Here is a 25,655-nt window from a genome sequence, read left to right on the forward strand (position 1 = left end):
GAGTGGCGCGTGACGACCCGCATCTGGAGGAGGCCTACAGCTTCGGCGAAACCATCGCCGGCTCGCATCGCCCGCAGGCGCAACAGGCCAGCGCCTCCTGAAACGGGACGGCCGGCCCCGCTCATGCGCCGACCGCTTCGCGGACGTGCGCCTGAGCCGAGCTGGTTCGAGACCCGTCCCCCTTGCCGAACAATTTGTGGCGCAAGGTGCCGGGCGTATAGTCGGCCTTGTAGCGGCCGCGAGACTGCAGTTCCGGCACGACATGATCGACGAAGGTTTCGAAGCTCTCCGGCACAACGGTGCGCGCAAGGTTGAAGCCGTCGATTTCCCCCTCGTCGATCCAGGAGGCCAGTTCCTCCGCAACCTGTCCGCCATCGCCGACGATCGTGGCGTAGCGGCCGCCAAGAGCGAGTTCGCCCAGGAGCTGGCGGCGCGTCCATTGCTTCTCCCGGGCAAGGCTCGTGGCCGATTGGATCGCATTGGACGGGCCATAGGCGATGGGCTCGTCCAGGTCGAAGCGGGAGAAGTCGATCCCCGTGCTGGCCGAAAAATGGGCGAGCCCCGCATCTGCGCTGGCATAGGCCAGATACTCGGCATGGCGCTCCCGGGCGGCGGCCTCTGTCGCATCGGCCGTGACGGTGATGCCGACGAAGATCTTCACATCCTGTGGCGCGCGCCCGGCCTCCACGACGGCGGCCCGCAACTGGCGTGACAGGGCGCGTGCCCGTGCCTTGTCCGAGGCGGAGATGAAGACGCATTCCGCATTTGCCGCCGCGAAACGCAGGCCCCGGCCCGACGAGCCGGCCTGGAAGATAACGGGCGTGCGCTGCGGCGAGGGGGCGGACAGGTGGTAGCCTTCGGATCGGTAGAAGCGGCCCTGGTGCCGGATCGGGCGGACCTTGGCTGGGTCGGCATAGATGCGGGCGGCGCGATCGGCGCGCACGGCATCGTCGTCCCAACTGTCTTCCCACAGGCTGCGCGCCAAGGACAGGTATTCGTCGGCCCGGTCGTAGCGCAGGTCGTGCTCGGCTTGCCCATCCTGACCGACGGCACGGGCCGCGCTGTCCAGATACCCCGTCACGATGTTCCAGCCGACTCGCCCTTGCGTCAGATGATCGAGCGTCGAGATGCGGCGGGCGAAGGTATAGGGATGCTCGACATTAATGTTGACCGTGACGCCGAAGCCCAGGTGCCGCGTGACGGCCGCCATGGCCGGCACCAGGAGCAGCGGATCGTTGACGGGAAGCTGGATGGATTCCCGCAAGGTCAGATCGACATTGCCGCCATAGACATCATAGGCCCCGACGATATCGGCCAGGAACAGCCCGTCGAAGAGCCCGCGCTCGAGTGTCTGCGCGAGTTGCGTCCAATGCTGGAGGCTGTGATAGTCCACGGAGCGGTCGCGCGGATGCGTCCACAAGCCGTGGTTGATGTGGCCGACGCAGTTCATCGCGAAGGCATTCAACAGGATCTCTTTGCCGTCCGGCATCATACACCTTCAGATCGCGCCGTGCCGCGGGGGGCGGCGCTGGTTGAAATAGTACTGGCCGACCGCCTGGTATTTCCACCGCACGGGATCGTGCAAGGTGTGGGTGCGGACGTTGCGCCAATAGCGGTCGAGATTGTCCGCCTCCATGGTCGCGGAGGTGCCGGACAGTTCCAGCAGGCGGTTGGCTGCGGCCAGTCCCGCTTTTGTCGAATGGATGCGTGCTTCCGCGACAGCAATGGAGGCGGCCGCGACGCTGTCTTCGTCCGGCGCGGCCTGCGCCGCTGCGACGATCCTGCCGGCCCGGGCCAGCAGCGCCTGCGCGGCCCGCAAGCCCACATGGACTTCCCCCAGATGGTGGATCGTCAGCGGGTCCTGCGCTGCCGTCTCCACATTGGCATCGATCCACGGCCGCGCCCGCTCCCGCACGAAGCGGATCGTCTCGCGGTAGGCTGCCTCGCCGATGCCGAGATCGATGGCCGCATGGAGGAGCTGCGCGAAGGGGCCGATCGTCGTCGGCCTGTCGAATGAAGCCTGGAACGGCACGATTGCGGCGGCGTCCACCGCCACCCTGTCGAAGGTGACCGTGCCGCTGCCGGTCACCCGCTGCCCGAACCCGTCCCAATCGTCGTCGATCGAGATGCCGGGCGCCGAACGCGGCACGAAGACCAGATAGGAGACTTCCGTTCCATCTTCCTGCGCCACGGCAAGGGTGGGAATGACGTGTGCATAGATGGCGCCGGTGCAGTAGAACTTGCGCCCGGACACGGTATAGCCATCGCCATCACGCTCCAGCCGCGTGGTTCGGCGGAAATCGCGCCGCCCGATCTCTGCCAGCGCGTTCCCGAACCGATGGCCGCTCAGCGCCAGCGCGTAGAGGGCTTTCTTCTGTTCCTTGGTGCCGCCGACACGCAGGACTTCCAGCGCGTAGAAATGGTTCTGGGGAATCTGCCCGATGGAGCCGTCGCCCCGCGACAGGGTGGCGATCACACGGGCCAGCACGGCCGGCGAGACGTCCGCACCGCCATAGGCGCGGGGCACGGTGATGCCGAGGAGCCCTTCCTCCGACAGCCGGTCCAGTTCATGCCAGGGAAGGTTGCGGTGCCTGTCGCGCTCCGCCGAATCCGCGGCGAATTCCTGTGCCAGGCGCTCGGCGGTTGCCAGGGCCTGTGCCTCGGTCCCGATGACCGTGGCCACTCGACGCGGTGCCGGGGCGGCGGGCGTCAATGCGTTGTCGTTGACGGCAAGCGACATGGGCTCAATTCCACTGGTGGCGGGCCGGCAGGACGCCGTTCAAGGCGTAATTCCCGACGAGATGGTATTTCCAGCGCACGGGATCGTGCAGCGTGTGGACGCGCGCATTGCGCCAATGCATGTCCAACCCGTGGGCGGCGCGTGTCGCGGATGAGCCGGCCAGGTCGAAGAGCATCTCGGACGCGGCCAGAGCGATGTCCGTGGTCAGGATCTTCGCCTCGGCAACGGCGACGGATGCCGCCGCGCTGCTTTCGGCCGTCACGGGGTCGCGGGCGATGCGGTCGATGGTTTCTGCCGCTTCGTACAACACGGCCTGTGCGGCATGAAAGTCGGCCTGCAACGCTCCGTAGGCATGGATGATGGTCGGATCGTCGACGGCGCGCTCGACACCCGAATCCATCCAGGGGCGGGCCTTGTCCCGGACGAAGCTGGCCGCATCGTCCAGGGCCATCGCTGCAATGCCGGAATCGATGGCGGCCTGGACGAGCTGCGATGTCGGCCCGGTCAGCCCCGGCGTCTCGGCGAACCGCCATACGGGCAGGATGTTGGCCTGTTCCACGATGACATGGTCGAAGACGACCGTCCCGCTGGATGTCGTGCGCTGGCCGAAGGAGAGCCAGTCATCCTCCACCCGCACGCCTGGCGCGTCACGGCGCACCCACACTTGTACGGGCCGCCCTTCGGTATCGGCCGCGCGGGTCGGGATCCAGTGGGCGAAGGCGGCGCCGGTCGAATAGAAGCGCTCCCCGACGAGAACGAGTTTGCCGTCCTTGCGGTGCAGGCGCGTTTCATTGTGCGTCAGCGCCCGTTTGCCCTTTTCCGGGCCGGCATTGCCGATCCGGTGGCCCGCCAGAATATCGGCAAAGAAGCGGGCTTGCTGATCCTGCGAGCCGAAATCCCGCAGGAGGGCGATGACGCCGAACTGGTTCTGCGGGATCTGGCCGAGCGAGGCATCGGCCGCGGAGATGATTTCGAAGACCTCCACCACCGTCGTCAGCGGCAGGTCGGGCCCGCCATGGCTGCGCGGCACCGTCAGGGTGCCGAGGCCGGAGGCCGTGTGGCGCTCGATCTCGTCGAAGGGAAGGCGGCGTTCGCGATCGCGCGCGACCGCCCCGGGGCGGTAATGCGCAGCCAGCGCGCGGGCCGCGTCGATCGCCTGCGCGTGGGTGTCGATGCGCTGCGGGGCCCGGGGTGGCGCAGGAAGGCGGGTGATGGGAGCCATGATGCCCCTCCTTTATCGAGCGCGCAGTGCGCGGACGGTCCGGTCGCCTGCAAATTGCACGGTCATGACCATGGCGATGAGGACCACGATGACAGCGATCATGACCACCGTATCGAAACGCTGGTAGCCGTAGCGGATCGCCATGTCGCCGAGGCCGCCGGCACCCACTGCGCCTGCCATGGCGGAGGCGCCGATCATGGTGACGACGGTGATGGTCAGGCCGCCGACGATGCCGGGCAGCGCTTCCGGCAAGAGGACGTGGCGCACGATATGCCAGCGGCGGCAGCCCATGGCCTGTGCCGCCTCGACCAGTCCGCGATCAACCTCGCGGATGCTCACCTCGGCAATCCGGGCCAGGAACGGCGTTGCGCTGATCGTCAGGGGAACGATGGCGGCCCAGACGCCGATCGTCGTGCCGGCCAGAAGCCGTGTGAGCGGGATCAGCGCGACGAGCAGCACGATGAAGGGCGTGGCGCGGAAGCCGTTGACCAGCGCGCCGACCACGGCGTTGAGGCGGGGCGCCTCGCGGATCCCGCCAGGTGCCGTCGCGACCAGAAGGACCGCAAGCGGAATTCCGAACAGGGCCGCCAGAGATGCCGAGACGCCGACCATCAGGCTGGTGTCCAGGAAGGCGTTCCACAGTCGTTCAAGCATGATCGCGGACATAGCCGATGACCTTTGCGTCCTGCGCCAGCGCAGCGAGTGTTTCGGGGGAAGGTTCGCGGCCGGCGATCTTGACGAGCAGGCGCCCATGCGAGCGCCCCTGCACGCGATCGATCGCGGCGTGAAGAAGTGTCAGCGGAGCATTGAGCGCCGCTGCGATGGCGGCGAGGTCCGGCTCACCGCCTTCGCCCGTATAGTGGAGGGAAAGCACGGCATGGTCCGTCGGACCGCTCCTGGTGGTCTTGAGCCGCAGGGCAATGTCGTCCGGCAGATCGCGCACCAAGGGCTGCAGCAAGGCGCGTGTCGCTTCTGCCTGCGGATCGCCGAAAATGCGCCATACCGGCCCGGTCTCGACGATCCGGCCCTGTTCGAGCACGAGGACGGTATCGCAGATCTCGCGGATGACGCTCATCTCGTGGGTGATGAGGATGATGGTGAGGCCGAGCCGGCGGTTGATATCCTTGAGCAGCGCCAGGATCGACAGCGTCGTCTCCGGGTCCAAAGCGGACGTTGCCTCGTCGCACAAGAGAATGTCCGGATCGCAGACGAGGGCGCGCGCAATGCCGACGCGTTGCTTCTGGCCGCCCGACAGACGCGCGGGATAGACGTCCCGTTTGTCGGAAAGGCCGACGAGTTCGAGCACACGCTCCACACGCGGCCCGATCTCGGCGCGGGGTGTGCCGGCCACGACGAGCGGCAGGGCGATATTGTCCCAGACGGTCTTGGCGGACAGGAGGTTGAAGTGCTGGAAGATCATGCCGATCCGCCGCCGAAGGCCGACGAGCCCCGGCGTGTCGAGGGTGGCGATATCGACACCGTTGACGAGGACGCGGCCCCCGGTCGGCGCTTCCAGCCGGTTGACCAGACGGATCAGGCTGGACTTGCCGGCGCCGCTGCGGCCGATGATCCCGAAGATCGACCCGGGCTTCACCTCCACGTCGATCCCGGCGAGCGCGCTGACATCTCCGGATTTCGAGCGGTACACCTTATCGATCCGCTCGAAGCGGACGGAGCCGCCGCGGACGGCCCCGTTTTGTGCCGCGGCCTCGGCGCTGGCCCCTGAAGCAGCACGGGACGGGGCCGGCCGCCCCTGCGCTTCGAAGGCGATGCCGCGTCTAAGGGACGGTGCGGACAGGAAGGTCACCGGCGGCCTCCTAATTCTTCCAGGCGAGGAGGTAGAGCTTGGGGTCCTTCGCGAAGGCGGTGTCGATCACCGACGCGACCTCCGGCGAGGTCTGGTAGATTTCGATGAAGCGTTTGATGTCGGCGCGGTCGACATCCTGCGACTTGGTGACGAAGCGGATGGCGAAGTTGCGATCCTCGATGCCCGAATAGATCAGGCCGGCCGACGGGTCGAAGGTGCCGGATGCCACGATGAAATGCGGATAGCCGAGGGCCAGATCGACATCGGGCGTCACGCGCACGAGCTGCGGCCCTTCGACTTCGGTGAAGCTGAGCGCCTTCGGATTGTCGACGATATCGTCCAGCGTGCCGAGGAAGCCGACGCCCTCCTTCAGCGTGATCAGGCCGGCCCGTTCCAGAAGGAGGAGGCCACGCCCCTGGTTCACCGGATCATTGGGGATGGCGACCGTACCGCCCTGAGGGAGCTCGTCGAAGCTCTTATGCTTGAGCGAATAAAGGCCGATATTGGAGAGCGCACCCACCCCGGCCACGCCGAAGTCGTAGCCCCGCTCCTTGATGGCGTTGTTCAGGAAGGGCACGTGCTGGAAGTAGTTCACATCGATATCGCCGGCCTGCAGCGCGACATTCGGCGTCGTCCAGTCCGTGAACTCGATCACCTCGACGTTCAGGTTCTCCGCCTTGGCGATTTCCGCGGCCTTGGCGACACTGTCGCCATAGGCGCCGGGCACCACGCCGATCCGCAGATCCTGCGCCATGGCCGGTGCGATGATGAGGGACAGGAGCGCCGCCGCCAGGAGCTTGCGGGTCAGAAGCTTCGTCATGGAGGTCACTTTCCGGTTTGGTCGGCGGGCTGGGTGGCGGCCTCGCGGTGCTCCCAGGGCAGGGAGTAGAGCGCATCGTTGCCGGCATAGGCGCGGTGGATCTCGGCCCTGACGGCCGGGTCGTTCTGGTAGATGTCGATGAAGCGGCCGATATCGGGGTCTTGCGCATTGTCCTTGCGGGAGACGAAGCGGATGGCGAAGTCCGTATCCTCGACGCCCGAATAGAGGAGCGCCGAACCCGCAATATCCGGCTTGCCGGCATTGACGTAATGCGCCGGGTACCCTTGGGCGAGATCGACGTCGTCCAGCGCGCGGACGAGTTGCGGCCCCTCGATCTCGACGAAGTCGAGCTCCCGTGGGTTCTCCACGACGTCGTCCAGTGTTCCGTGCGACGCCACGCCGTCCGTCAGCGTGATCAAGCCGGCCTGCTGAAGCAGCAGCAGCCCACGGCCCTGGTTCACCGGGTCGCTGGCAATGCCGACCCGCGCCCCGTCTGGCAGGGCGTCGAAGCTCTGATAGCGCGACGAGTAGAGGCCGATATTGGGCAGGATGCCGATCCCGACGCTGACGAGATCGTAGCCGGTTTCGGCCACGGCATTGTCGAGAAAGGCCTTGTGCTGGAAGTAGTTCAGATCGAGATCGCCGGAGGCGAGGGCAAGGTTGGGCGTGGTCCAGTCGCTGAACTCGACCACGCGGACATCGAGCCCGTCCTGGCGCGCCGCACGGGCTGCGACTTCGATGGAGTCGGCAAGGGCCCCGGGTGTAACCCCGATGACGAGTTCGTCGGCGAGCGCGCCGGCCGGGCCAATCAGCACCGCGGCCAGCATGAGGGCCTGCACGGCCTTGAGGCGTGTGCGTCCGGGCGGGTTCATCGCGGCAGCTCCTGTCGTGTCGGCAGGCTTGATGTCACTCGGCGGCCAGGGCCGTCGAAAGGCTTGGGAAAAAAATGGAGATATCCGCCACGGCCTCGTCGATCCGGGCGGAGAGTCCTTCGGACGAAACCCGGTAATCGGTGAGTTCGGCGTTGGAGGCGTAGACCGCGGTGGGCAAGGTCGACGCCATAAAGAAGCCGAAGAGCGGGCGAAGCTGGTGCTCGACCATCAGCGCATGCCGCTCGCCCCCGCCCGTGGCGCTGAGGAGAATCGGTTTGCCACGCAGGGCGTTCGGATCGATCAGGTCGATGAAGTGCTTGAAAAGCCCCGGATAGGAGCCCTTGTAGGTCGGCGATCCGATGACGATCAGATCAGCTTCGACCAGCGATTGAAGGATGCGCCGTGCATTGGCATCGAGATCGCCCGGCCCCTGCGCGACATTCAGGGACGGGCCGATCTGTTCCAGATCGAACAGCTCGGTCGAGAACCCGTAACGCTGCTGCGCCCGCTTCGCGATTTCCTGCACGAGCGATACGGTCCGCGAAGGGCGGTTGTAGGAGCCTGCGAGTGCAGCCAGCCGGAGCTTCGTCATGTCGTCCCCACTTTCGGGCCGAAGCCAGAGCCGGCTTCGACAAACTCTTCGGTCGAACCGGACGCAGGGCCTGCAGCACCGGATCGATCACCAAGCTAGGACGAACGGACACCACGACAGAAGAAATAATCTATCGATTTTATGGACTGGATTGGAATGGAGTCGCGTGGTGACGGGGCCGGGATAGGGGGAGGCCGGCTGCATGCGTATTCGACGCGACGATACAGCGACCCCAAACGCTCGGTATGTCACACCGCTGACACGTGTAGCGCGCAAAATGAGTCTGCAGCACGCGCAAGACCAGTCTGCCAACAGTCCCGCACTTGAAGGTGCATTGATTGCACCTCACGGACTACCGAACCCGTCTCTCCTTAATGACGCGCCATTCTGTCGCTCTTCGGTTCGTCCGCCATCGCGTTCCCGACGATCCTCAATGCCAGGTCTATGGCAGGCAGAACCTCCTGAGCCTCCTCTTCGGCCGCCTTGTGCCGCGCCACGAGGAGGATATCCGCCAGCATCCTGAGGGGGTCTACGTTCTGTCGCCTCATGACTTGCTCCGTTGTCTTCACGGAGCAAGCCTCTCGTGTATCGACCCCTCTCAACAGGTTGCACTGGTCGGCGTCGACCGGTTCCCGACCTGTCGTCGGTTGAGAGACGGCGTTGTGGTTAGCGAACCGTCAACTGCTTGAGATGGGCAGCCTTGAGAGTTCGCCACGCATACGCCGCAGCCAGGCTGACCACCCCGTTACCGGCCGCCTCGGATCGGTCCACCCGATCGGCCAGCCCATGATCCAAACCGAAAAGTTCGGGTTGAAGGTCAGGTCGCCCGCTGAGTATGTCGGCCCAGTCCTGATACTCAGCGGGAGACGATGCCGCGTCTGTCTGATTTGTTCGCCGCTATAGGTCCTTAGCGGAGTTGGTGTCTTCGGCTGGAAACATGTCGAGCTGATGTGTATCCCGGATGATGAGCTTTCTCGCGGCAACATGGCTCATGTGGAGCTGGCGCGCTACGGCATAGACCGACAAACCGCGCCTGTGCAGGACGTTCGCGACCCACTTCTTGCCGACCGGGACGACGTAATTGCCACCGCCGCCAAGCCGTTCAGCGAGCGCTGCTGTCTTGTCGATCCCGATCAGCGATGCAACGGCCGAGCCGGCCTGCGGTCGGAGCGCGAGGTACACAGGCGACCCGCCAAAGGCGAGCAGAAAATCCATCGCCAGATCCGGTCCGAGGACATCGACATAGGGGAGAAGGTGGGCCGGCGGCTTAACCATGATCGCAATCCCGACCGCTGGTTGCTAGTGGACGTTGAGGATGGTTCATACCGATATGGGCCATGCAACTGCCGGGAGTCGCCTCATGCACAAACGAATCGTCCTGTCGGGGATCCTCATGATCGTCACGCTGTCCGGCTGCCAGAGCACGGACCCGATGCAGGGGATGCTGTGGGTGCGAACGGATGGTCGGTCCATGCAGTCCGATCCGAAGCTGCGGCTGCAAGGAGAGCAGGACCGGACCATTTGCTCCGGCCGCGTGAACCAATCGGTTGCCGGCCAGACCCCGGTCTACTCCAGCGGCCTCATTCCGGCGATCCAGGCACAGCAGGTCCTGAATGATCGTCGCGACAGCTTCGGCGAGATCATGGCCGGTTGCATGGCCGAGCGTGGATACGTCCTCGTTCCGCAAGCGGAAGCCGCCGCACGCGCTGCGGAACTGCGCAAGATCTCGCGTTGATCCGATCATCGGGCGTATCCTGAGCGGATGCGCTCGCCGAGCTGGTTCATGACCGCGATCCATTCTGCATCGGTCGGCTTGCCGCTGAACAACGGACGGCCGATGATGATCGCAATCTCGGACCAAAAGCGTACCGCTGTGCCCTTCGGCTCCAGCTTCCGCCATTGCGCCCAGGCAATCCTGTAGCCGTAGCGTGCAGCCCAGCCAGGCTGCTGCGACGTCACGGACCAGTCCACACCGCCGTCGCGCTCCAACCAGGCCTTCAGGCCCTCGATGACCCGACGCGCAGCGTTCGGTTCCCGAAGCCATTCGGTTCGCTCGATACCGGTCATGCGCTGGACAAACGCCAACAACGCGGCGTCACGGCGGTCCCGGACCAGACCGAGGTTCCAGGCCGCCAACCACAGAGCCTGCAGTTTGGCGGCAAACGGCCCCTCCAAGGCCCGTTTGCCAGCAATCCTGCGCGGCTTGTCGAGTGGTTTGAAGCCGAGGCGGTAGAATTCCGTCAGGACCAGGCGCCGTTCATCGGGCAACATGTCTTTCGCCGACGCCTTCCCCGTGACACGCAAGAGCACGGCGCGGTAGGTATCGTCATCGAGGCCGAGCGCCTTCTTTCCCACGTGAATCTGAGCGAGCGCCGTCATTCAGGCTGCTCCGCAATTTGTGCCGGCGCCGCGGCTGCGCTGATGCCATGCGTGAGGGCTACCGATGCCCAGACACGCCAAATTACATCCGCAGCCGCGCCTGATGCGCCTTTAGATCCGCAGGTATCGTGGTCGGCCGTTCCGGCAGCTCTTCTTTCCAGTTCAGCTCTTTGTCGATGCGAATGTGGGGAGGTGATCGGATTGGCACTGGGGAGGTTTGGCACCGGTTGGGCTGGAAGCCCGGCGTTGTAGGGGTTTGCGGGGGGTCAGTCGCTCGGGGAAGCTGAAATTGCGGTGAGCAGGTTGGAGCCGATATTGAGCGCTGGTGATCGGAATTTGTGCTTGATTTGGCACCATGTGATCAAGGTTTTGAGCGCCCGGCCCATTGCGGTCGGGCGTATTGCTGTGCGGGTCCTGGATGCTATCGGCGGTTACGGTCGCGGCTGTTGATATCCATCGGCGGGCGCTGGTTGTATTTCATGCAGGAACTACAGCCTCGGCAGGGGCTTTGCGTACCAGCTTCAGGCCCGGTGTTTGATGTCAGGTCGCTGGAGATCGGAGCGAAGTTCTTCGGCGATGATCGGGATCATCGATCGTTGAACGTCCGGCCGGGCGGAGAAGGTGATCAGGCGATTGTAATTCTCGGCGACGAGCAACACGAGTTGGTCGCTCGTGATCCGCGCGTTTTCCTCGGCGTAAACCCGCTGAATGGTTCGCGATAGTTCCTGAAGCAGATCAACGCTGAGGACATCTGTCCGTCGGCGCAGCATTGGTTCCCCATCATCTTCCTTTGGCGATGTGACGCTGTGCGACGCGGAGGCTTTCGTGTCCGGTGAACCGCGTCCGTAGATCAGCCAGTCGGTGCTTACGCCTAGCACGTCAGCGACCTTGGCGGTGTTGCTGATCGGCGGATCAGCCTTGCCCGACGTCCAACGCGCCAGGGCTGAACGCGAGATATCGGTATTATCCGATAGACTATCTAGGGTCAGGCCCTTCCGCTTCATGGCCGCCTTCAGTCGGTCAGCGAACTGTTTCATCCTACAGGCCCCCAGGATGATACTGGGCACCAATTTCCAGCCTTTCGTATTAAGTATTTGAATACATTTGATAATGATCGATTTATCGCCGGCGCAGTGCGGCGTGTAGGATTATACCCAAATTTTCCGGTTGAGTTCAGTCCGACATATGATACTTTGCGCTTGTTCATGACCGTGAACATGCAAATAAACCTCCAATAAAAGGCGGCCCCTGGCCGGGCCGCCTGAGGGCAAAAGGTACACTATGGCGGTACGAAACCCAAACGGCACCTGGACTGTGACCCGGTTGCCATCCGGCGATTGGGACCCCGAGGAAATCAAATCAGCCGTTCGCATGACAAGGGATGGGGATGGCGTGCGTTGGACTCTTGAGGGGCTGGCGCGATCGGGCGGCTTGCACTTTGCGGCATGCCGATCGGCCCTGACCCGATCCCATGTCGGCGGCGAGGCCGCGATTGCCGAGCTGCTTGGCGTGTCTCCTCATACAATCTGGCCCACCCGCTACCTGCGGAATGGAACGCGCAAGGTTTCGGCGAAAACATCCGCCAACACCAACAGGCTCGCACGGGCCGCGTTCGACTGTCATCGTTCGATTCCGGGTGCAGCATGAACATGCTGGCCCGCCTCGTTTCCATGTTCCGGCGCAGGGCCGCGAACGACAATTGCGACTGGATCGCCGAGTTCGAGGAGCAGCTGGCCCGCGACATCGAGGCCGGGCTATGAGCGCGGCCGTGACATGGCAGGGACGGTACATGTCGCTGACCGGCGCGCTGCTGCGCGCACGGCGCGACTGCCGCATGTCGCAGCAGGTCGTGGCCGAGCGGATGGGCATTGCGCTGCGCACTTTCCAGCGGTGGGAGAGCGGCCAGCGCGAGCCGACCGCGCAGGGCCTTTTCCAGTGGGCGGCGGTCGTGGGCGTGGAAATCACCAGCCGCGCATTTGCGACCGAACGGTCGCCTTCGGAGGGCTGATCGATGGCCCGCCGCCCCACCTGCGCATCCGACCAGCCGAGCCTGTTCGACCAGGCACCGCCGGCGCCTCTGTCCAGCCTCGACGCCGCGATCCGTGAGGCCCTAGGCGAAACGCTGGCCATTGCGAAGACGCGCCACGGGCTCGACCGCTACGCCGTCGTGGCGCAGATCAACCGCCTGCAGCCGCGTGACGATGGGCGCGAGTTCACCAAGGCCGTGCTGGATCGCTGCAGCGCCAGCGCCGGGGACTGGCAATTGCCGGCCTGGCGGCTGCCCGCCATCTGCCGGATCGCCGGCGATTACCGATTGCTGCACACGCTGGTGACGGCCTGCGACCACCGCGCGGTGCCGAGCGAGGCCGCAGCCCTGGCCGAGCTGGCGATGGTCGAATTGGAGGAGAAGCGGCTCAAGGGGCGCAAGGAACTGCTCTTGAAGACCCTTCCCGCCCGGGCGCGGGAATGGGCTGACCGTCAGCGCAAGGGTGATGTGGAGTGATGGCGACGCATCTGACGGCCATGCAACTGGCGACCCATCGCCTGCCGGGGCTTCCGACATCGCATGCGGGCATCGCCAAGATGGCCATGCGGGAGGGGTGGGCCTGGCGGACGCGCGAGAAATCGGGCGGCGGCAGGGAATATGCGGTGGCCTCGCTGCCGCCCGCCGCCCGCGAAGCCCTGGCCGGACGGCTCGCCGCATCGGCGACGCCGGCGCCGACACCCTGCGCGACGCCGACTGCCACGCCATTGGCGGCTGTTGCCCGGACGGCGGCCGGGATGGCCGACTGGCAGCGCCGTTGCATGGATGCGCGCGCCGCCATCCTGATCGAGCTGGAGCGCATGGCCGCGCTGGCGGGCGTGAAGGGCGCGATGCGCGAGCTCATTCGGCTTGCCGATGCCGGCGCGCTCCGCCCCGAGCTGCAAGCCCTGATCCCGGTGGCCAATGCGCGCGCCGGCGAGAACGGCGCGCGGACGATCACGATGCGGACCCTGTTCCGCTGGCGTGCCGATGCGGCGCGCGGCATCACCGCGCTCGCGCCCGCCGAGGTTCGGGCCCGCGCCGATGCCGTGCCGGCCTGGGCGCCGGAGCTCCTGGCGCTCTGGCGGACAGCGACCAAACGGTCGCTGATGGCGGTCATGGAAGATCTGCCGGCGCGGTTGCCGGCCGATGTGACGGCGCCGAGCTACGACCAGGCGCGTCGGTTCCTCAAGACGATGGGCGTGGTCGACCGCGAGCGCGGCCGCCATGGGCCGAATGGCTTGCTGGCGTTCAAGACGTTCAAGCGGCGTTCAACGGACCGTTTGATGCCGATGGACGTGGTGACGGCGGACGGCCACACATTCAAGGCCGACGTCGCGCATCCGGTGCATGGGAAGCCCTTCCGGCCGGAGGTTTGCGCGGTCGTGGACGTGCGCACGCGCTTCGTCCTCGGCTGGTCGGCGGGCCTTGCCGAGTCGACACAGGTCGTCATGGACGCGGTGCGCAAGACGGTCGAAGACTTCGGGCAATTCGCGCTGTTCTACACCGACAACGGCGCCGGCTTCACGGCGGCCGAGATGACATCCGAATTGACCGGCCTCATCGGCCGGATCGGGGCAACGCCCACCAACTCGATCGCGGGACGGGCGCAGGCACGCGGCAAGATCGAACGGTTGCAGGCGACGCTGTGGAAGCGCGAGGCGCGCACCCTGATCAGCTACAGCGGACGCGACATGGACAACGAGGCGCGCCGCAAGATCGTCAAGCTGACCGACGCCGATATCCGCAGGACAGGCGCCTCCCGCCTCCTGATGCCATGGGTAGAGTTCCTGAGATGGTGCGGCGCCACGGTCGCGGCCTACAACGACCGTCCGCACCGCAGCCTGTCGAAGATCCGCGACGGCGCGACGGGACGCCTGCGGCATATGACGCCGGCCGAGGCGATGGCGGGCGAGCGCGCGAATGGGTGGGAGCCGGCGTTGCTGCCGGCCGAGCTGACGCAAGACCTGTTCCGCCCGCAGCTGGTGCGGACCGTCCAGCGTGGCGAGATCAGCCTGCCATGGGGGCGGTACTTCGCTCAAGCGCTGGAGCCCTATGGCGGGGAGCGCGTGCGGGTCGGTTACGACGTGCACGACGGGACCAAGGTGTGGGTGCGTCGGCTGGACGACGAACGGCTCATCTGCATCGCCGAGCGTGACGGCAATGTCGTGGACGAACAACCGCAATCGCGCATCGAATACGCCCGCGACCAGCGCGAGAAGCGCCGCATCGACCTGCGCGAACGCCAGATCGAACTGATCCGCGCGGAGCGCGGGCCGGCGCTGATCGACCTGGACCGGCAGATGCCGAGCAACGTCATCGACCTCCATGCCGAGCTTGAGCGCGAATTCGTCGCGCAGCAGGCCGTGACGCATGAGGCGACCCACGAGATCGACATACCGCAAGGCCCCGCCATGGGCCGGGAACGCTACGAGACGTGGCTGCACGTGGATGGGCTGATCGCCGCCGGTCGGATCGTCGACCAGAAGCTTGAGCGCTGGCACCGCGCCTACCCGGCGACGGCCGAATACCGCGCCGAAAACGAAATGGCCGCCTGGAGCGTCGCGCGCGTCCAGACGGCCCTGTGAACCCTGCAACAAGGAACATGCAAGCAATGATGCACGATCTGTCCCTCGTCAATGTCGACGCGACGACGGCGCCCTTACGCAATGTCGCCATGGCGGTCAGCGCGCTGACGCGGGCCATGGAACGCCCCATCCACCTGCCGGGAATGGTCGTGCTGTATGGCCCGTCCGGCTATGGCAAGAGTTCGGCCGCGAGCCACGCGGCCGTCAAGCATCGTGCCTACTATATCGAGGTGAAATCCGCCTGGACCCGGCGCCATTTCGCCTTGGCCATCCTGCGATCGATGGGGATCGAACCCGGCCGGACGGTGCCGGAGATGGTCGACCAGATCGCCGAGCAGCTCGTCAAGTCGGGCCGGCCGCTGATCATCGACGAAATGGACCATGTGGTGGACCGGTCGATGGTTCACCTTGTTGCAGATATCTACAATTCGTCGTCGGCCGCGATCCTGCTGATCGGGGAGGAACGGCTTCCGCAAAAGCTCAAGCGATGGGAGCGCTTCGACGGCCGCATTCTGGATTGGGTGGGCGCGGTACCGTGCGACCTGCGTGACGCGGCGCATCTTCGCGCCCTGTAGCCGCAGATAGGAGAGTGATGGCATGGCGATCGTCACCACGACGCAGTCCCTTGGGCCGGCATGGACGGCGGTTGCAACGGGCTCCACGGAATGCCTGCTGCAACGGATCGGCGGCGCGGATGTCTATGTCCGTATTGCCGCCGCAGAGCCGACCCAGGCCGACGGGCATTTGCTGACTGCGGACAACGATAGCTTCGCGGTCGCGGGCCTGACGACGGAAAGCGTCTATGCCCGTGCAGCGATGGGTTCGGCATCGCTCGCCATTACGAAAAAGGGTTGACGATGCTGGTGTTCGGTCAGCCATCCTTCAGCATCGGGCGGCCTGCGAAGCGCCTTCGGCAGCCGGCTGGCGGCGGCTATGACCCGGAGGTCGATACGCTGCTGGCGCGCATGACGATGGCGCCGGCCGCCGCGCGCAGGCAGCTAATCTCTGTGCTTGTCGCAGACCTGAAGGCTGCCGGCATCTGGGCCAGGCTGGACGGGTTCTGGATGCTGGCCGCGCACGATGCGCAGGCGGCGCGGTTGAACTGGTGTTCGGCGGCGATGGACCTGGTGCCCATGAACGGGCCCGCCTTCACGCAAGATCGCGGCTATGGCAAAGGGCAAAGGCGAAGGATAGTGCAGGATGTGCGATGCGGAACGTGTTCCGCCCTGTTGTTCAAATGCGAAGGCTGGCCGACCGGTATCGAGATCCGGTGCCGGCGCTGCAAAACCACGACCCGATTCCGGCCGAGCGAGCCGACCGCAGGCCATGCGAGCCAGCAACCGAGCGCACCGAGCGCCGGATCAGGACACGAAACGTGTGGCTCTACATACCCCACCTCGACCCGTTGACCGGCTCGCCGGTCTCGCCCTCTGCGCCGGCGTTGGCGGATTGGAGCTCGGCCTCCATATCGCTGAACCCGGATATGAGACTGTCTGTTACGTCGAGCGGGAAGCACTCCCTGCGGCCGTCCTCGTGGCCCGGATGGCTGACCAGGCCCTGGATAACGCGCCTATCTGGGATGATGTCACGACCTTCGACGGCCGCCCTTGGCGTGGAAAGGTTTCTGTCGTCTCTGGCGGCTACCCCTGCCAGCCTTTCAGCTTCGCCGGGCGTCGCGCGGGGGCAAGCGACCCCCGTCACCTCTGGCCGCATATCAAGCGGATCGTCGGCGAGATCGGACCCGAATGGTGTTTCTTCGAGAATGTCGAGGGGCACCTGTCCATGGGAGCCGCCGACGTGTTCGCAGACCTGGCGGGCATGGGCTATCGCGTCAAGGCGGGCCTGTTTAGCGCGCGAGAGGTCGGCGCCAGCCATTTCCGGCGAAGGCTCTTCATTCTGGCCCACGCCGACCAAGTCGCTCTACTGCAACCGGGCCATTCTACAGCTGCAGCGCGGCGGCATGCGGTTGAAGCACGATCCGACGCAGGTCGGCACGCAGCTCGCCCTGGGGCAGGCAGCGCGCCTCTGGACGCTGGTGTGGATCCTCATGGCATCCTGCAATGCACGCCCGACACGGCGAATGTCGTTCGACTTTTCGCACCCGCTCCAGATGATTATCCGGCCTGGGCCGAATTGCTCGCCGTCCGCCCTGACCTTCAACCCGAACTTTTCGGACCTGATCATGGGATGGCCGATCGGGTGGACCGATCCGAGGCAGCCGGTAACGGCGTGGTCAGCTTGGCTGCGGCGTATGCGTGGCGCACTCTGCGAACTGCCCATGAGCGCGATCTGACCGCGCGGTGACATGCGCTCGGCCGTCACGTCGGTCGAGCGCGCTCTTTGACATCGTCGATAGGCTCAAGTCTGCGCGGCGGCTGCATCGACAAGGGACAGCAGATCGTCGGGAAGTGCCGACCGCTTCAGATCGCCAATGGCAAGAAGTTCGATCAATGCGAACCGCGCAGCGGCCAGATGAACCGCCCGTAGAGGAGACCGTCCACCTTCTAGATCTTCGTATGTCCGCAGCTTGATACCCATCTGCTGAGCCATGACCGATTGCGTGAGGCCTGCTTCAGTCCGCCAAATCCGTAGGCTGTTCGGTGCTTCCGTCATCATTGCATCCGCCGTTGCTCGATCCTATAGTTCCTTCGGCCGAGAGCGATGTGAGCGCCCTCGGCCTCCGGAGTTACCGGCTAATGGTGAGGGTCACTCGCCACTTGCCTATCCGGATATGAAGGGTGAGCCGTTTGCTCATGGTCTTCCCTTTCGATCCGCCGAAGCACCATTGCTTCGGTGAAAGTGTTATCCCACGAAATTCGTGGTATAGCAATAGGAAAACCACGAAATCCGTGGAAAATCTTTAGCCCGCCGACAGCTGCTGTTGGCGGGCTTTTCAGTCCCTCGCTGCGCATGACGGAACCAAAATCACGCGTGTGGAGATGTGTCGGCCGCCGGTGACGTTTGACGCACCGAGGCGGCAAATCGCAACCATTGGCACGGTCGGAGGTCTTCGACTGCCACCTTAGTTACCTGTCGCCGCAGCGCCGCACCCGACAGGTTCGTTCCGACAGCCAAAGGAGCGAATGATGAAGTTGATGCAAGAGGATGCGGTCGGGGCCCTGGCTGACATTTTGATCGTGGCGCGCAAGACGGCCGAGACAGCCGCACTCGTACAGTTACTGCCCCTTCTCGACGCCGCGCTGATGATCGTGGGTCGCGAACTGGCTGCGCAGATTCGTAGCGGCCAGGACGAAGAAAATTGACGCTCGTTTTCGGTCTTTCAGATCGCACTGGAGCGATCTGAGCGCCTACCCAAACCGTCGTTGACGAAACCCGTCTACGACTGCGGGCGAGACACCGTAAAACGGCAGTTAGCTACAGGCCGAGAGCGGTGCCAAATCAAGCGCCGCAAGGTGCCAAATCAAATGCCGCGCTACACGAAACCGGCTCGCGTGAATGGGTGGGTAGCGCATGAGCGTGTTCTCCATTTGTCCCAGGCAGAGATAACGCCGGTCTATGGGGATTCGCTTGTGCGTCAGATTGTCGATTTGAGTGGTTTCCGGGCGCATCGTCCGACTATGAAATGCTAAGTGCCTGGATTTGTTGGTCGGAGTGGCAGGATTTGAACCTGCGACCCCCTCGTCCCGAACGACCCTTTCTTCTTCGGAATACAGTGAATCCATCGGCTTATCGGTAGCGTTTGCGTCGAAAAAACGTGGTTTGTTCCGTCGTATCGTTGCCAATCGTTGCCGTGGGCAGTCCAGCCTTAGGTCCAATGTATCCGTCGCCGGAACGCTCTCCATTTACTGGTTGCATACGTAGATCCTGCGCGCGCATGATTCTGCGGAGTTCGATCAGCGAAGTATGTTCAAAAATTTTCGCGGACCTCCCTGCCATGGGGGGAGGCTTACAATTAGTTACTAGTGAGTGTCGCATGGCGCTCACTCAAGCGAAGTTAGTAAATCCTCGTCAGCAGCTCTTGATCCGAGCAGAAACTTCCAGGCCAGGGAGAACGAAGTGTCATGTCCACTTGTCATCGAAGTCAGTCGTCTATCACCCCAGCGAGTTGGTATCGAGTGAGCGTCGCGGAGAAACTCGCGTTCCGCGAGGATCTGCAGCAGGACCCCACACTACCCGACCTCCCCAAACGGCTCATCAGCGTAATTGCTCGGGCATGGGACAACACTTCCATGTTCGCTGAATGCAGCCAGTCATACCTCGCCAATGGTGCAGGTACGACGGTGAAGATGGCAGCAAGGTATAAAGCGGCAATGCTCGCCAGCGGACGCGTATTCATCGCTCGTGAAGCCACCGCAATTGACGCTGCCCGGTGGGGCGTAAATTGGCACTTCCGCGGTAGCGCATGGGTGCGCAAATCCAATAGCGGCAGACCCATTTTAGATTGTCGAGAGCGGCCAGTGGGGCCCCCTCAGGGGCAGTCCCCCGAGTCCCCTATTGAGGGGGGTCGGCAGGAAGCGATTGGGGGACCCCTAGCAGGTGTCTCGGGTGTCCCCCAAGCAGGGGGCCAAATCCCCCCTAAAGGGGGTTACAAAGGCGCCCCTATCGGGTCGCGCCCTTTGGAGGGCGCGACCGGGGCGCCAGTTGTTTCCAATACTGTTTGGTCGCAGCCCGAAGGCTTTTCGAAGTGGCGGGTCGTGCATGCGGAGTTCACGGCACCGAAAAGCCAACCGGACGAGCTAGACGGCCTACTTGCTCACCTCGTCAGCGGGAAGGGGCGCCGCTTCACGCTCCGCTGCGGATTTGACAGCGATGATTTTGAGAGCCTGAACGATGCTTACGACCTTGATGGAGACCCGGCGTTCCTTATCGGAAAATCGCTTTTGATGTCCGTAGGCGATGCGCCACGTCGGTTCATGAGGGCCGGGCCGCTTCCATGGAGCCAGGTACGTATCGTTTCTGTGGACGCAAACGTCGATGGCTCAGCTCGCATCAACGGGATCTTCGATTTCGGAGAGAGTGCCATGCAGTTGTCGAGCGATTGGGCCGCAGGCCTCGCGGCAGTATGCGGGGGCGACGAGAACGTGGTCGGATCTCGCGTGTCATATCGCTTAATGCCCGACGACAGCGTTGAGTGGCGCCTCATTCCTGGTGACCTCGTGGCGAATAGCAGCCTGCGTGAGGAAGCCGCATGACAGGTTGGAACGCGGCCGACCTCCGGCTCACTGCAGGGCAAGCGGCAACCCTACGAACGGGAACAGGCCATCATCATTACCAGCGTGTCGCAGATCGCATGGAGATCATCCTGAAGTCGCGCGGGATGCTCGAGTGGCGGCGCCAGCCGAATGGTACCTACTCACAAGTTGCTTCGGCAAAGGGGCGCGAGGCGCTCAACCGGTACGACAGGAGATCCGCATGATGAAACTGAAGTCATTCTCCGAGCTTGCCGAGATCCGGGCGGGTAATCATGCAGACCATGGTTCTCACTTGCTGCCAAGGAAGGTTTCGGGCGCGCGGCCGAGCGCTCGCAGCACGCCGAACGTCATCAGGGCTTACATCGATCGCGACGAGACGCCATCCGGCATGCAGACCAATTGGAACACAGGAACCGCGAATGACAACAAGGTGCCCGCTGGCATGTCGGTGGAGCGCGCTTGCGAGATTACGCCATCAATAGAGGCCATCGAGCGCGTGATGAAGAATGTCGAGCTCGTCTGGAAGCGGGAGCCGCGTCGGCTTGGAGGTGGCGGCAAGCAGGAGCTCCACGCGTGGCCGGTGAAACGAGTTCTAGAGCGCGATCAGCTCGGAGACGTTGCTCGTCAGCGTATCGGCGACTTGGTCTTCGACGGCAAGAACGCGTTGCTCGGGCACCGTGAGCGCGCAACGCGCGAGAAGGGAAGCGCGCCGCAGACAATCCCGAACTGCCATGTGGCTGCGTATGTCGGAGCGCCCGACATCGCCTTCAAACCAGCGGCCAAGGAAAAGCGGAAAGGCATACCAATGACCAAGGCCGAGGCGCGAGCCTACCTTCGCGAGATGGGCGTCGATGGCGAGGTCGACCTACCTGAGGCTTGCGTCAATGCCGGCGTCGGCATTTATGCCAAGCCCAGCCGCCCAGCTCTGCCAGCGGGCAGCCCCGTGGTCGGCAACATCTTCCTTGGCCAAACGAAGGCGCCACCAAAGAAGGGGGGCACGGAGATGTGGCAGGTTCTGGCAGGCAACATTCAAAAGGGCGAGATTGAGGTACCCGACCACAATGTAGCGCTGGCGAACGGCGGCACCGACGACGACAGCAACGTGCAGTGCCTGTGCAATGAGTGCCACGACGTGAAGACGCGCGCTGACCTTGGCTATTGTGACCGCCGGCCGACGATCGGGGTGGATGGGTGGCCTATAGTCCAGTAAGCAACTGTGATGACAAGCGAGGTCTGACCATGGAATGGCAAGCGATCGACACAGCGCCAAAGGATGGAACGGTTATTCTTGGGATTGTAGATGGTGATGGCTATGCCTACCCGCTCGTTTGGAGAGAAGGCCACGGTTGGCAGGACCCTGAATGGAATGGCGGAATGGAGCCAACCCACTGGACGCCACACCCGCTCTCCGCGTTGACCTTGGCCTCGATACCGCGGCGTGGGAAGACGGCCTGAAGAAGGTCGAGGGCGGCATGTCCGGCTTTGCCAAGACCATTGCCGCAGGGCTCGCGGGCATCACGGCAGCTTTTGGCGTCGGCGTGACCGCAGCCGTGCAGCGTCTCGAGCGTATGGAGTCGTCGGCTCGCAAGGTCGACCAGGTTCTCGCCAATACCGGCAACTCGGCCAACACATCGGCCAAAGAAATTGCCGCTTGGGCGGACGAGCTCGAAATGCGCACTGGGCGCGCCGGGCAAGAGGTCATGGACGTTGCCGCCAACCTCGCTTCTTACGGGTTTGGTGAAGAGGTCTTCTTTCGGGCTATCGAACTTGCCGATGATATGGCAGCCGCATGGGGCGGTGATCTTCGGCAGAATCTCGACGGCCTCGCGCGAGCGCTGGAAAACCCTGAGAAGGGCCTCGCGATGCTGTCCGCCCGCGGCATCACGTTTTCGGCCGAAGGTCGGAAGATGGCGATCGAGCTCGCGAAAGCGGGCAAGAGTGCGGAAGCCGCCGGCGTCCTTATGGACGAGCTCGAGGGCCAGGTAAAAGGCGCTGCCGAAGCTGGCTTTGGTGGGCTGACAAAGAGCACGGCACTGGCGCAAAAAGCGCTGGACGGGTTCTTCGAGGCGATCGCAAGTGGGGCAGGTGCCGGCGGCCTAATGGCTGCGGGACTGGATGTCGCAGCAGCGGCCCTCAACCTGCTGACCAACAACCTGACAAATATTATCCGCGTGGCCGGCATTGCCGGGACGACCATGGCCGTGGCATTCGGTCCAGCGATCCTCGCCAGCGTTCGCTCGCTGGTGGTGGCTGTCGGCACCAACCTTGTTGCCGCATTCACCGCCCTGCGCGCTGCAATTATGCTGAACCCGCTCGGCGCCCTCGCAGTCGCCATCACATCCGCGGTTTCCGCTTTGTGGTTCTTCCGCGACGAGATCAACGTCGTTGCTGATGAGATCGCGACCCTCGGGGATTATATCCGAGCGGCCTGGGAGATCGTATCGAGCTCGATTGGCTCTGCCGTCTCCACGATCACCGGCTACCTCTCGGCCGTTGCGGATAGCATCCGCGAGACGTTCGGAGAGGGGACTGTCGGCGTTGCGATCACAGCGTTCGGCATCATAGCGGACGGGGCTAAGACAGCCCTTAACCTGATCATCGGCCTGTTCGTCGCAGCCGTGAATCAGATCCGTGTCGTCTGGACCAAGTTGCCTGCCGCCATTGGCGAAGTCGTCATGGCCGTGGTGCAGGGTGTTCTTGGTGCCCTAGAGGGCATGGTCAATTCGGCCAAGAACCTCGTCAACGGGCTGATCGGTGGCCTTAATTCCATCCCCGGCGTCGAGATCCCGGTCATTGCGGACGTGAGCTTCGCGGGGGCGGTCAAGAACCCCTTCGCGGGCGCTGCCTCGCAGTTCGCCTCGGACATGACGGCCGCGAGCCACGACGCTCTCACCACCGACTACCTCGGAGCAGCAGGCGACGCCCTAGCCGGATTGCGGGACCGGGCAAACGCCATCGGCGAGGCGCGCGGCGCGATCGATCAGACCACGTCTTCGGTTCGGGCGCTCGGCGACGCTGCCGATGAAGCCCTCGGCGGCGGCGGATCTGGTGGCAAGGGCGGCAAGGGCAAGAAGGGCGGGGCTGGCAGAAACGGCCTGTCGAAGGAAGCGCAGGAAGCTGCGCGCATCTTCGAGCAGACCCGGACGCCACTGGAACGCTACCAGGCGCAGATTGCCCGGCTTAATGAACTGCTCTCCGCAGGGGCGATCGACCAGGATACCTACAACCGCGCGGTAGCGCAGGCGCAGGACGAGTTCGATCGCGCGACCGAGAATGCGAAGCAGAAGACGAATGACTTCGCCAGCGTCGGGCAGACCATGGCGACCTCCCTGTCGTCTGGCTTCAAGTCCATGATCGAAGGCGCCAAGTCTTTTGGCGAGGTGCTGTCGGATATCCTCGGTCGTCTCGCGGATATGTGGATGGATAAGGCCTTCCAAATGCTCTTTGGGGATGGCGGTTCCGGGGGCGAAAAGAGTGGAGGAGCGGGTCCGCTCGGCGCGGTTGGCGGATTCTTTAAGAATTTGCTCGGCTTTAAGGACGGCGGCTCTTTCCAGGTGGGCGGTGCCGGCGGCATCGACAGCCAGCTCGTCGCCTTCAAGGCCAGCCCCAACGAGCAGGTGAGCATCACCAAGCCTGGCCAGGAACGGCAAAGCGGTGGGCAGTTCTCCGTCAACGTCGCTCCGTCCCCGTACTTCAACGTCACTGTCGAACGCATCAGCGACCGCGTGGCGCAGGGGCGGGTGGCGCAAGGCCAGCAGGCAGCATCGCGGGCCTTCCCGACCATGCAGCGTGACCAGCAACTGAGGAAGGGCTGATGGTAGCATTCCCCGCCAACCTTTCCCCAGCAAATATCAGCCTTCGTTTGGAGAACGTATCGCGATCCGGCGGCGCCTCGACGAACGGTCAGGAGCAAATTGTCTCCTCCGGCGTCAGCCGCTGGGTCGCAACGCTTGCGGACTGCCCCGTCCGCAACAACCGCGAGATACTTGCACTGCGTGCCTTTGTCGCTGCGATGAATGGTCGGGCAGGGCGCACGCTTGTGCCCGCCTTCGACCTCATCAAGAACTGGCCGGTCGATGCATTCGGACGGCTGCTGTCGCCGGAGAACACACGGCGCGAGAGGCTGGACGGAACGATCTACGCTGACCCGGCGATCCCTGCGCAAAGCCACATATCAGCGTTTTTCGCATCGCCAGCGGCACGGCGGGCCACAACGGTTCAGATATCGCAATCGGGTGTGCCCGCTGAGCCAGGGCAGTACTTTTCCCCATCGCCGGGACGATTGCACATCCTGACCGAGTACATCAGCAACGGCATCTACCGCATCGAGCCCCCGCTTCGCGATCCAGTCGCCGCGGGCCAGGTTGTCGACTTCATGACGCCGAGCTGCGAGATGCGCTTTGTCGATGACTCGCAGGGCGACATCGAACTCCAATATGGGCGATGGGGCTTTGTCACGCTGCAGCTTCTCGAGGCGTTCTGATGGCGATCTTCAATGCGGTCCAGGCTGCCGCTGCGCAGGGCAGGGAGGTCACGCTCGCCGCCCTCGTAGACTTCGACTTTCCCGGCTATCGCCTGCGGACGTGGTCCGGTTCCGGCGTCCTCGTCGTCGACGGCGTCGAGTGGCATGGTGCTGGTCAGATGGGCAGCATCAGCGCCATCCCGTTTGGCGAGAACGATTCGGCTGACAAGATCACCTTCACGCTGTCAGGCGTCGAGCCGCAGCTAGTGACTCAGGTCAACAATTCGGACGCGGTGCGCGGCCGGGACGTGACGGTCTACGGCCAGTTCTTCGACAACACGACGCACCAGCCCCTCGATGGCAAGTTCGTCATCCGCTCAATGATCATGGACACCATCGGATATTCCGCCTCCGGCCCGAGCGAGCGGACGATCTCGCTGACGGCTGAGACAATTTGGACCGCCCGCAATCTCGCCTCCTACAGCTATTGGTCGGATCGCGACCAGAAGGCGCGCTACCCTGGCGACCGCGGCTGCGAGTTCATCCCGACGCTGAAGAACAAGGTGGTGGCATGGCCGACCTACTAGGCGACCAAGACAAGCTGGGTGCATTCCTCAAGGCCGCTGCAGAGCGGCCTTTTTCGTGGGGGCATCGCGACTGCCTGCTTTGGCTTGCCGACTGGGTCGAGGAGTGCCGCGGCATCGATCCTGCTGCGCATCTGCGCGGCTCATACTGCGACGAGGCAGAGGCCGAGAAGGTCATCGTCGGGCATGGCGGTCGCGAGGCCATGATAGACGCGCTACTGGCGCCGCTCGGCATCCGGGGGACGCAGCATCCGCAGGCCGGCGACATCGCGCTTGTTAGCCTGCCGTCCGGCGTAACGGGCGGCATCGTCACCGGCAAGTTCATCGCCTTCATAGGCCACGACAGGCTCCGCTTCACGCGGGCACCCATAATCAAAGCCTGGAGCCTCGGATGCCCCCAGTTGGAGCACTAA

The 25,655-nt window shown here is 64.1% G+C and carries 29 protein-coding genes; 16 read left to right on the plus strand and 13 right to left on the minus strand.

The genetic code is table 11. The features are described from left to right. Positions 1-121: 121 nt before the first annotated feature. From AUL30_RS15310 to AUL30_RS15350, 10 genes are all read right to left on the minus strand, one after another. On the minus strand, positions 122-1,489 hold the full coding sequence (locus AUL30_RS15310) for an LLM class flavin-dependent oxidoreductase (RefSeq protein ID WP_062228913.1): 1,368 nt from the start codon (positions 1,487-1,489) through the stop codon (positions 122-124). A gap of 9 nt (positions 1,490-1,498) precedes the next feature. Continuing rightward, positions 1,499-2,740 (minus strand): SfnB family sulfur acquisition oxidoreductase, encoded by a 1,242-nt coding sequence (locus AUL30_RS15315; protein ID WP_062228766.1) that lies wholly within the window; start codon positions 2,738-2,740, stop codon positions 1,499-1,501. Between the two features lie 4 nt (positions 2,741-2,744). After that, positions 2,745-3,962, minus strand: a complete 1,218-nt coding sequence (locus AUL30_RS15320) for an SfnB family sulfur acquisition oxidoreductase (protein ID WP_062228767.1) — start codon at positions 3,960-3,962, stop codon at positions 2,745-2,747. Between the two features lie 12 nt (positions 3,963-3,974). Next, positions 3,975-4,628: a methionine ABC transporter permease gene (locus AUL30_RS15325; RefSeq protein WP_062228768.1), complete on the minus strand. Its 654-nt coding sequence runs from the start codon at positions 4,626-4,628 to the stop codon at positions 3,975-3,977. Further along, a complete protein-coding gene (locus tag AUL30_RS15330; RefSeq protein WP_062228769.1) occupies positions 4,609-5,769 on the minus strand; it encodes a methionine ABC transporter ATP-binding protein in 1,161 nt (386 codons plus the stop codon). Before AUL30_RS15330 ends, AUL30_RS15325 begins: the two co-directional genes overlap by 20 nt. A 10-nt stretch (positions 5,770-5,779) precedes the next feature. After that, positions 5,780-6,589: a MetQ/NlpA family ABC transporter substrate-binding protein gene (locus tag AUL30_RS15335; protein WP_062228770.1), complete on the minus strand. Its 810-nt coding sequence runs from the start codon at positions 6,587-6,589 to the stop codon at positions 5,780-5,782. A gap of 5 nt (positions 6,590-6,594) precedes the next feature. Further along, positions 6,595-7,461 (minus strand): MetQ/NlpA family ABC transporter substrate-binding protein, encoded by an 867-nt coding sequence (locus AUL30_RS15340; RefSeq protein ID WP_062228771.1) that lies wholly within the window; start codon positions 7,459-7,461, stop codon positions 6,595-6,597. 34 nt (positions 7,462-7,495) lie between these two features. Then, positions 7,496-8,053 (minus strand): FMN reductase, encoded by a 558-nt coding sequence (msuE, locus tag AUL30_RS15345; RefSeq protein ID WP_062228772.1) that lies wholly within the window; start codon positions 8,051-8,053, stop codon positions 7,496-7,498. Positions 8,054-8,424: 371 nt separating this feature from the next. Continuing rightward, positions 8,425-8,601, minus strand: a complete 177-nt coding sequence (locus AUL30_RS19795) for a hypothetical protein (protein WP_157070210.1) — start codon at positions 8,599-8,601, stop codon at positions 8,425-8,427. Positions 8,602-8,950: 349 nt separating this feature from the next. Then, positions 8,951-9,328 (minus strand): hypothetical protein, encoded by a 378-nt coding sequence (locus AUL30_RS15350; RefSeq protein WP_062228773.1) that lies wholly within the window; start codon positions 9,326-9,328, stop codon positions 8,951-8,953. A 118-nt stretch (positions 9,329-9,446) separates the two neighbouring features. Here AUL30_RS15350 and AUL30_RS15355 point away from each other — a divergent pair, with 118 nt between their 5' ends. Next, positions 9,447-9,788 (plus strand): hypothetical protein, encoded by a 342-nt coding sequence (locus tag AUL30_RS15355; protein WP_157070211.1) that lies wholly within the window; start codon positions 9,447-9,449, stop codon positions 9,786-9,788. Between the two features lie 5 nt (positions 9,789-9,793). On the opposite strand, the gene AUL30_RS15360 is transcribed toward AUL30_RS15355, so the two are convergent. Together AUL30_RS15360 and AUL30_RS15365 are read right to left on the minus strand one after the other, a co-directional pair. Then, on the minus strand, positions 9,794-10,432 hold the full coding sequence (locus AUL30_RS15360) for a gp16 family protein (protein WP_062228775.1): 639 nt from the start codon (positions 10,430-10,432) through the stop codon (positions 9,794-9,796). A 521-nt stretch (positions 10,433-10,953) separates the two neighbouring features. Beyond that, positions 10,954-11,469, minus strand: a complete 516-nt coding sequence (locus tag AUL30_RS15365) for a helix-turn-helix domain-containing protein (RefSeq protein WP_062228776.1) — start codon at positions 11,467-11,469, stop codon at positions 10,954-10,956. Positions 11,470-11,713: 244 nt separating this feature from the next. On the opposite strand from AUL30_RS15365, the gene AUL30_RS20310 reads away from it, so the two are divergent. From AUL30_RS20310 to AUL30_RS19485, 8 genes are all read left to right on the plus strand, one after another. Beyond that, complete coding sequence (locus tag AUL30_RS20310) at positions 11,714-12,079, plus strand: helix-turn-helix domain-containing protein (protein WP_083507970.1); 366 nt, start codon at positions 11,714-11,716, stop codon at positions 12,077-12,079. A gap of 109 nt (positions 12,080-12,188) precedes the next feature. Further along, the gene (locus tag AUL30_RS19970; protein ID WP_062228777.1) at positions 12,189-12,440 is read left to right on the plus strand and encodes a helix-turn-helix domain-containing protein; all 252 of its coding nucleotides are present in this window, start codon (positions 12,189-12,191) and stop codon (positions 12,438-12,440) included. A 3-nt stretch (positions 12,441-12,443) separates the two neighbouring features. After that, the gene (locus AUL30_RS15375; protein ID WP_062228778.1) at positions 12,444-12,935 is read left to right on the plus strand and encodes a hypothetical protein; all 492 of its coding nucleotides are present in this window, start codon (positions 12,444-12,446) and stop codon (positions 12,933-12,935) included. Further along, positions 12,935-15,043 carry a Mu transposase C-terminal domain-containing protein gene (locus AUL30_RS15380; RefSeq protein WP_062228779.1) on the plus strand — a complete coding sequence of 703 codons (2,109 nt, stop codon included), beginning with the start codon at positions 12,935-12,937 and terminating at the stop codon, positions 15,041-15,043. The genes AUL30_RS15375 and AUL30_RS15380 overlap by 1 nt, the downstream gene beginning before the upstream one ends. A 26-nt stretch (positions 15,044-15,069) precedes the next feature. Continuing rightward, the gene (locus AUL30_RS15385; protein ID WP_062228780.1) at positions 15,070-15,618 is read left to right on the plus strand and encodes an AAA family ATPase; all 549 of its coding nucleotides are present in this window, start codon (positions 15,070-15,072) and stop codon (positions 15,616-15,618) included. Positions 15,619-15,640: 22 nt separating this feature from the next. Then, on the plus strand, positions 15,641-15,898 hold the full coding sequence (locus AUL30_RS15390; protein WP_062228781.1) for a hypothetical protein: 258 nt from the start codon (positions 15,641-15,643) through the stop codon (positions 15,896-15,898). A 2-nt stretch (positions 15,899-15,900) separates the two neighbouring features. Then, positions 15,901-16,452 carry a Com family DNA-binding transcriptional regulator gene (locus tag AUL30_RS19800; protein ID WP_062228782.1) on the plus strand — a complete coding sequence of 184 codons (552 nt, stop codon included), beginning with the start codon at positions 15,901-15,903 and terminating at the stop codon, positions 16,450-16,452. After that, complete coding sequence (locus tag AUL30_RS19485) at positions 16,421-17,347, plus strand: DNA cytosine methyltransferase (RefSeq protein WP_407638285.1); 927 nt, start codon at positions 16,421-16,423, stop codon at positions 17,345-17,347. Before AUL30_RS19800 ends, AUL30_RS19485 begins: the two co-directional genes overlap by 32 nt. A gap of 54 nt (positions 17,348-17,401) precedes the next feature. Here AUL30_RS19485 and AUL30_RS19490 read toward each other — a convergent pair whose 3' ends face one another. Further along, positions 17,402-17,659: a helix-turn-helix domain-containing protein gene (locus tag AUL30_RS19490; protein ID WP_083507975.1), complete on the minus strand. Its 258-nt coding sequence runs from the start codon at positions 17,657-17,659 to the stop codon at positions 17,402-17,404. A gap of 467 nt (positions 17,660-18,126) precedes the next feature. On the opposite strand from AUL30_RS19490, the gene AUL30_RS15410 reads away from it, so the two are divergent. From AUL30_RS15410 to AUL30_RS15440, 7 genes are all read left to right on the plus strand, one after another. Further along, positions 18,127-18,306 carry a hypothetical protein gene (locus tag AUL30_RS15410; RefSeq protein ID WP_062228785.1) on the plus strand — a complete coding sequence of 60 codons (180 nt, stop codon included), beginning with the start codon at positions 18,127-18,129 and terminating at the stop codon, positions 18,304-18,306. 1,314 nt (positions 18,307-19,620) lie between these two features. Beyond that, positions 19,621-20,196: a hypothetical protein gene (locus tag AUL30_RS15415; RefSeq protein ID WP_157070212.1), complete on the plus strand. Its 576-nt coding sequence runs from the start codon at positions 19,621-19,623 to the stop codon at positions 20,194-20,196. Positions 20,197-20,416: 220 nt separating this feature from the next. Beyond that, on the plus strand, positions 20,417-21,406 hold the full coding sequence (locus tag AUL30_RS20010; protein WP_062228787.1) for an HNH endonuclease: 990 nt from the start codon (positions 20,417-20,419) through the stop codon (positions 21,404-21,406). Between the two features lie 151 nt (positions 21,407-21,557). Beyond that, positions 21,558-24,011 (plus strand): phage tail length tape measure family protein, encoded by a 2,454-nt coding sequence (locus AUL30_RS15425; protein WP_062228788.1) that lies wholly within the window; start codon positions 21,558-21,560, stop codon positions 24,009-24,011. Next, positions 24,011-24,679 carry a hypothetical protein gene (locus AUL30_RS15430; RefSeq protein WP_157070213.1) on the plus strand — a complete coding sequence of 223 codons (669 nt, stop codon included), beginning with the start codon at positions 24,011-24,013 and terminating at the stop codon, positions 24,677-24,679. Before AUL30_RS15425 ends, AUL30_RS15430 begins: the two co-directional genes overlap by 1 nt. Next, the gene (locus AUL30_RS15435; RefSeq protein WP_062228790.1) at positions 24,679-25,245 is read left to right on the plus strand and encodes a hypothetical protein; all 567 of its coding nucleotides are present in this window, start codon (positions 24,679-24,681) and stop codon (positions 25,243-25,245) included. Before AUL30_RS15430 ends, AUL30_RS15435 begins: the two co-directional genes overlap by 1 nt. After that, the gene (locus AUL30_RS15440) at positions 25,230-25,655 is read left to right on the plus strand and encodes a DUF6950 family protein (RefSeq protein ID WP_062228791.1); all 426 of its coding nucleotides are present in this window, start codon (positions 25,230-25,232) and stop codon (positions 25,653-25,655) included. The genes AUL30_RS15435 and AUL30_RS15440 overlap by 16 nt, the downstream gene beginning before the upstream one ends.

Origin of the sequence: Aureimonas frigidaquae (genome assembly GCF_001463905.1) — a bacterium.
Classification (GTDB): domain Bacteria; phylum Pseudomonadota; class Alphaproteobacteria; order Rhizobiales; family Rhizobiaceae; genus Aureimonas; species Aureimonas frigidaquae.

Excerpts from the sequence above, each read along its gene's own strand:
- AUL30_RS15310 (WP_062228913.1), bottom strand. The coding sequence starts at position 1,489 with ATGCCGGACGGCAAAGAGATCCTGTTGAATGCCTTCGCGATGAACTGC.
- AUL30_RS15315 (WP_062228766.1), bottom strand. The coding sequence starts at position 2,740 with ATGTCGCTTGCCGTCAACGACAACGCATTGACGCCCGCCGCCCCGGCA.
- AUL30_RS15320 (WP_062228767.1), bottom strand. The coding sequence starts at position 3,962 with ATGGCTCCCATCACCCGCCTTCCTGCGCCACCCCGGGCCCCGCAGCGC.
- AUL30_RS15325 (WP_062228768.1), bottom strand. The coding sequence starts at position 4,628 with ATGTCCGCGATCATGCTTGAACGACTGTGGAACGCCTTCCTGGACACC.
- AUL30_RS15335 (WP_062228770.1), bottom strand. The coding sequence starts at position 6,589 with ATGACGAAGCTTCTGACCCGCAAGCTCCTGGCGGCGGCGCTCCTGTCC.
- AUL30_RS15340 (WP_062228771.1), bottom strand. The coding sequence starts at position 7,461 with ATGAACCCGCCCGGACGCACACGCCTCAAGGCCGTGCAGGCCCTCATG.
- msuE (WP_062228772.1), bottom strand. The coding sequence starts at position 8,053 with ATGACGAAGCTCCGGCTGGCTGCACTCGCAGGCTCCTACAACCGCCCT.
- AUL30_RS19795 (WP_157070210.1), bottom strand. The coding sequence starts at position 8,601 with ATGAGGCGACAGAACGTAGACCCCCTCAGGATGCTGGCGGATATCCTC.
- AUL30_RS15350 (WP_062228773.1), bottom strand. The coding sequence starts at position 9,328 with ATGGTTAAGCCGCCGGCCCACCTTCTCCCCTATGTCGATGTCCTCGGA.
- AUL30_RS15355 (WP_157070211.1), top strand. The coding sequence starts at position 9,447 with ATGATCGTCACGCTGTCCGGCTGCCAGAGCACGGACCCGATGCAGGGG.
- AUL30_RS15360 (WP_062228775.1), bottom strand. The coding sequence starts at position 10,432 with ATGACGGCGCTCGCTCAGATTCACGTGGGAAAGAAGGCGCTCGGCCTC.
- AUL30_RS15365 (WP_062228776.1), bottom strand. The coding sequence starts at position 11,469 with ATGAAACAGTTCGCTGACCGACTGAAGGCGGCCATGAAGCGGAAGGGC.
- AUL30_RS20310 (WP_083507970.1), top strand. The coding sequence starts at position 11,714 with ATGGCGGTACGAAACCCAAACGGCACCTGGACTGTGACCCGGTTGCCA.
- AUL30_RS19970 (WP_062228777.1), top strand. The coding sequence starts at position 12,189 with ATGAGCGCGGCCGTGACATGGCAGGGACGGTACATGTCGCTGACCGGC.
- AUL30_RS15375 (WP_062228778.1), top strand. The coding sequence starts at position 12,444 with ATGGCCCGCCGCCCCACCTGCGCATCCGACCAGCCGAGCCTGTTCGAC.
- AUL30_RS15380 (WP_062228779.1), top strand. The coding sequence starts at position 12,935 with ATGGCGACGCATCTGACGGCCATGCAACTGGCGACCCATCGCCTGCCG.
- AUL30_RS15385 (WP_062228780.1), top strand. The coding sequence starts at position 15,070 with ATGATGCACGATCTGTCCCTCGTCAATGTCGACGCGACGACGGCGCCC.
- AUL30_RS15390 (WP_062228781.1), top strand. The coding sequence starts at position 15,641 with ATGGCGATCGTCACCACGACGCAGTCCCTTGGGCCGGCATGGACGGCG.
- AUL30_RS19800 (WP_062228782.1), top strand. The coding sequence starts at position 15,901 with ATGCTGGTGTTCGGTCAGCCATCCTTCAGCATCGGGCGGCCTGCGAAG.
- AUL30_RS19490 (WP_083507975.1), bottom strand. The coding sequence starts at position 17,659 with ATGATGACGGAAGCACCGAACAGCCTACGGATTTGGCGGACTGAAGCA.
- AUL30_RS15410 (WP_062228785.1), top strand. The coding sequence starts at position 18,127 with ATGATGAAGTTGATGCAAGAGGATGCGGTCGGGGCCCTGGCTGACATT.
- AUL30_RS20010 (WP_062228787.1), top strand. The coding sequence starts at position 20,417 with ATGATGAAACTGAAGTCATTCTCCGAGCTTGCCGAGATCCGGGCGGGT.
- AUL30_RS15425 (WP_062228788.1), top strand. The coding sequence starts at position 21,558 with ATGGAATGGCGGAATGGAGCCAACCCACTGGACGCCACACCCGCTCTC.
- AUL30_RS15430 (WP_157070213.1), top strand. The coding sequence starts at position 24,011 with ATGGTAGCATTCCCCGCCAACCTTTCCCCAGCAAATATCAGCCTTCGT.
- AUL30_RS15435 (WP_062228790.1), top strand. The coding sequence starts at position 24,679 with ATGGCGATCTTCAATGCGGTCCAGGCTGCCGCTGCGCAGGGCAGGGAG.
- AUL30_RS15440 (WP_062228791.1), top strand. The coding sequence starts at position 25,230 with ATGGCCGACCTACTAGGCGACCAAGACAAGCTGGGTGCATTCCTCAAG.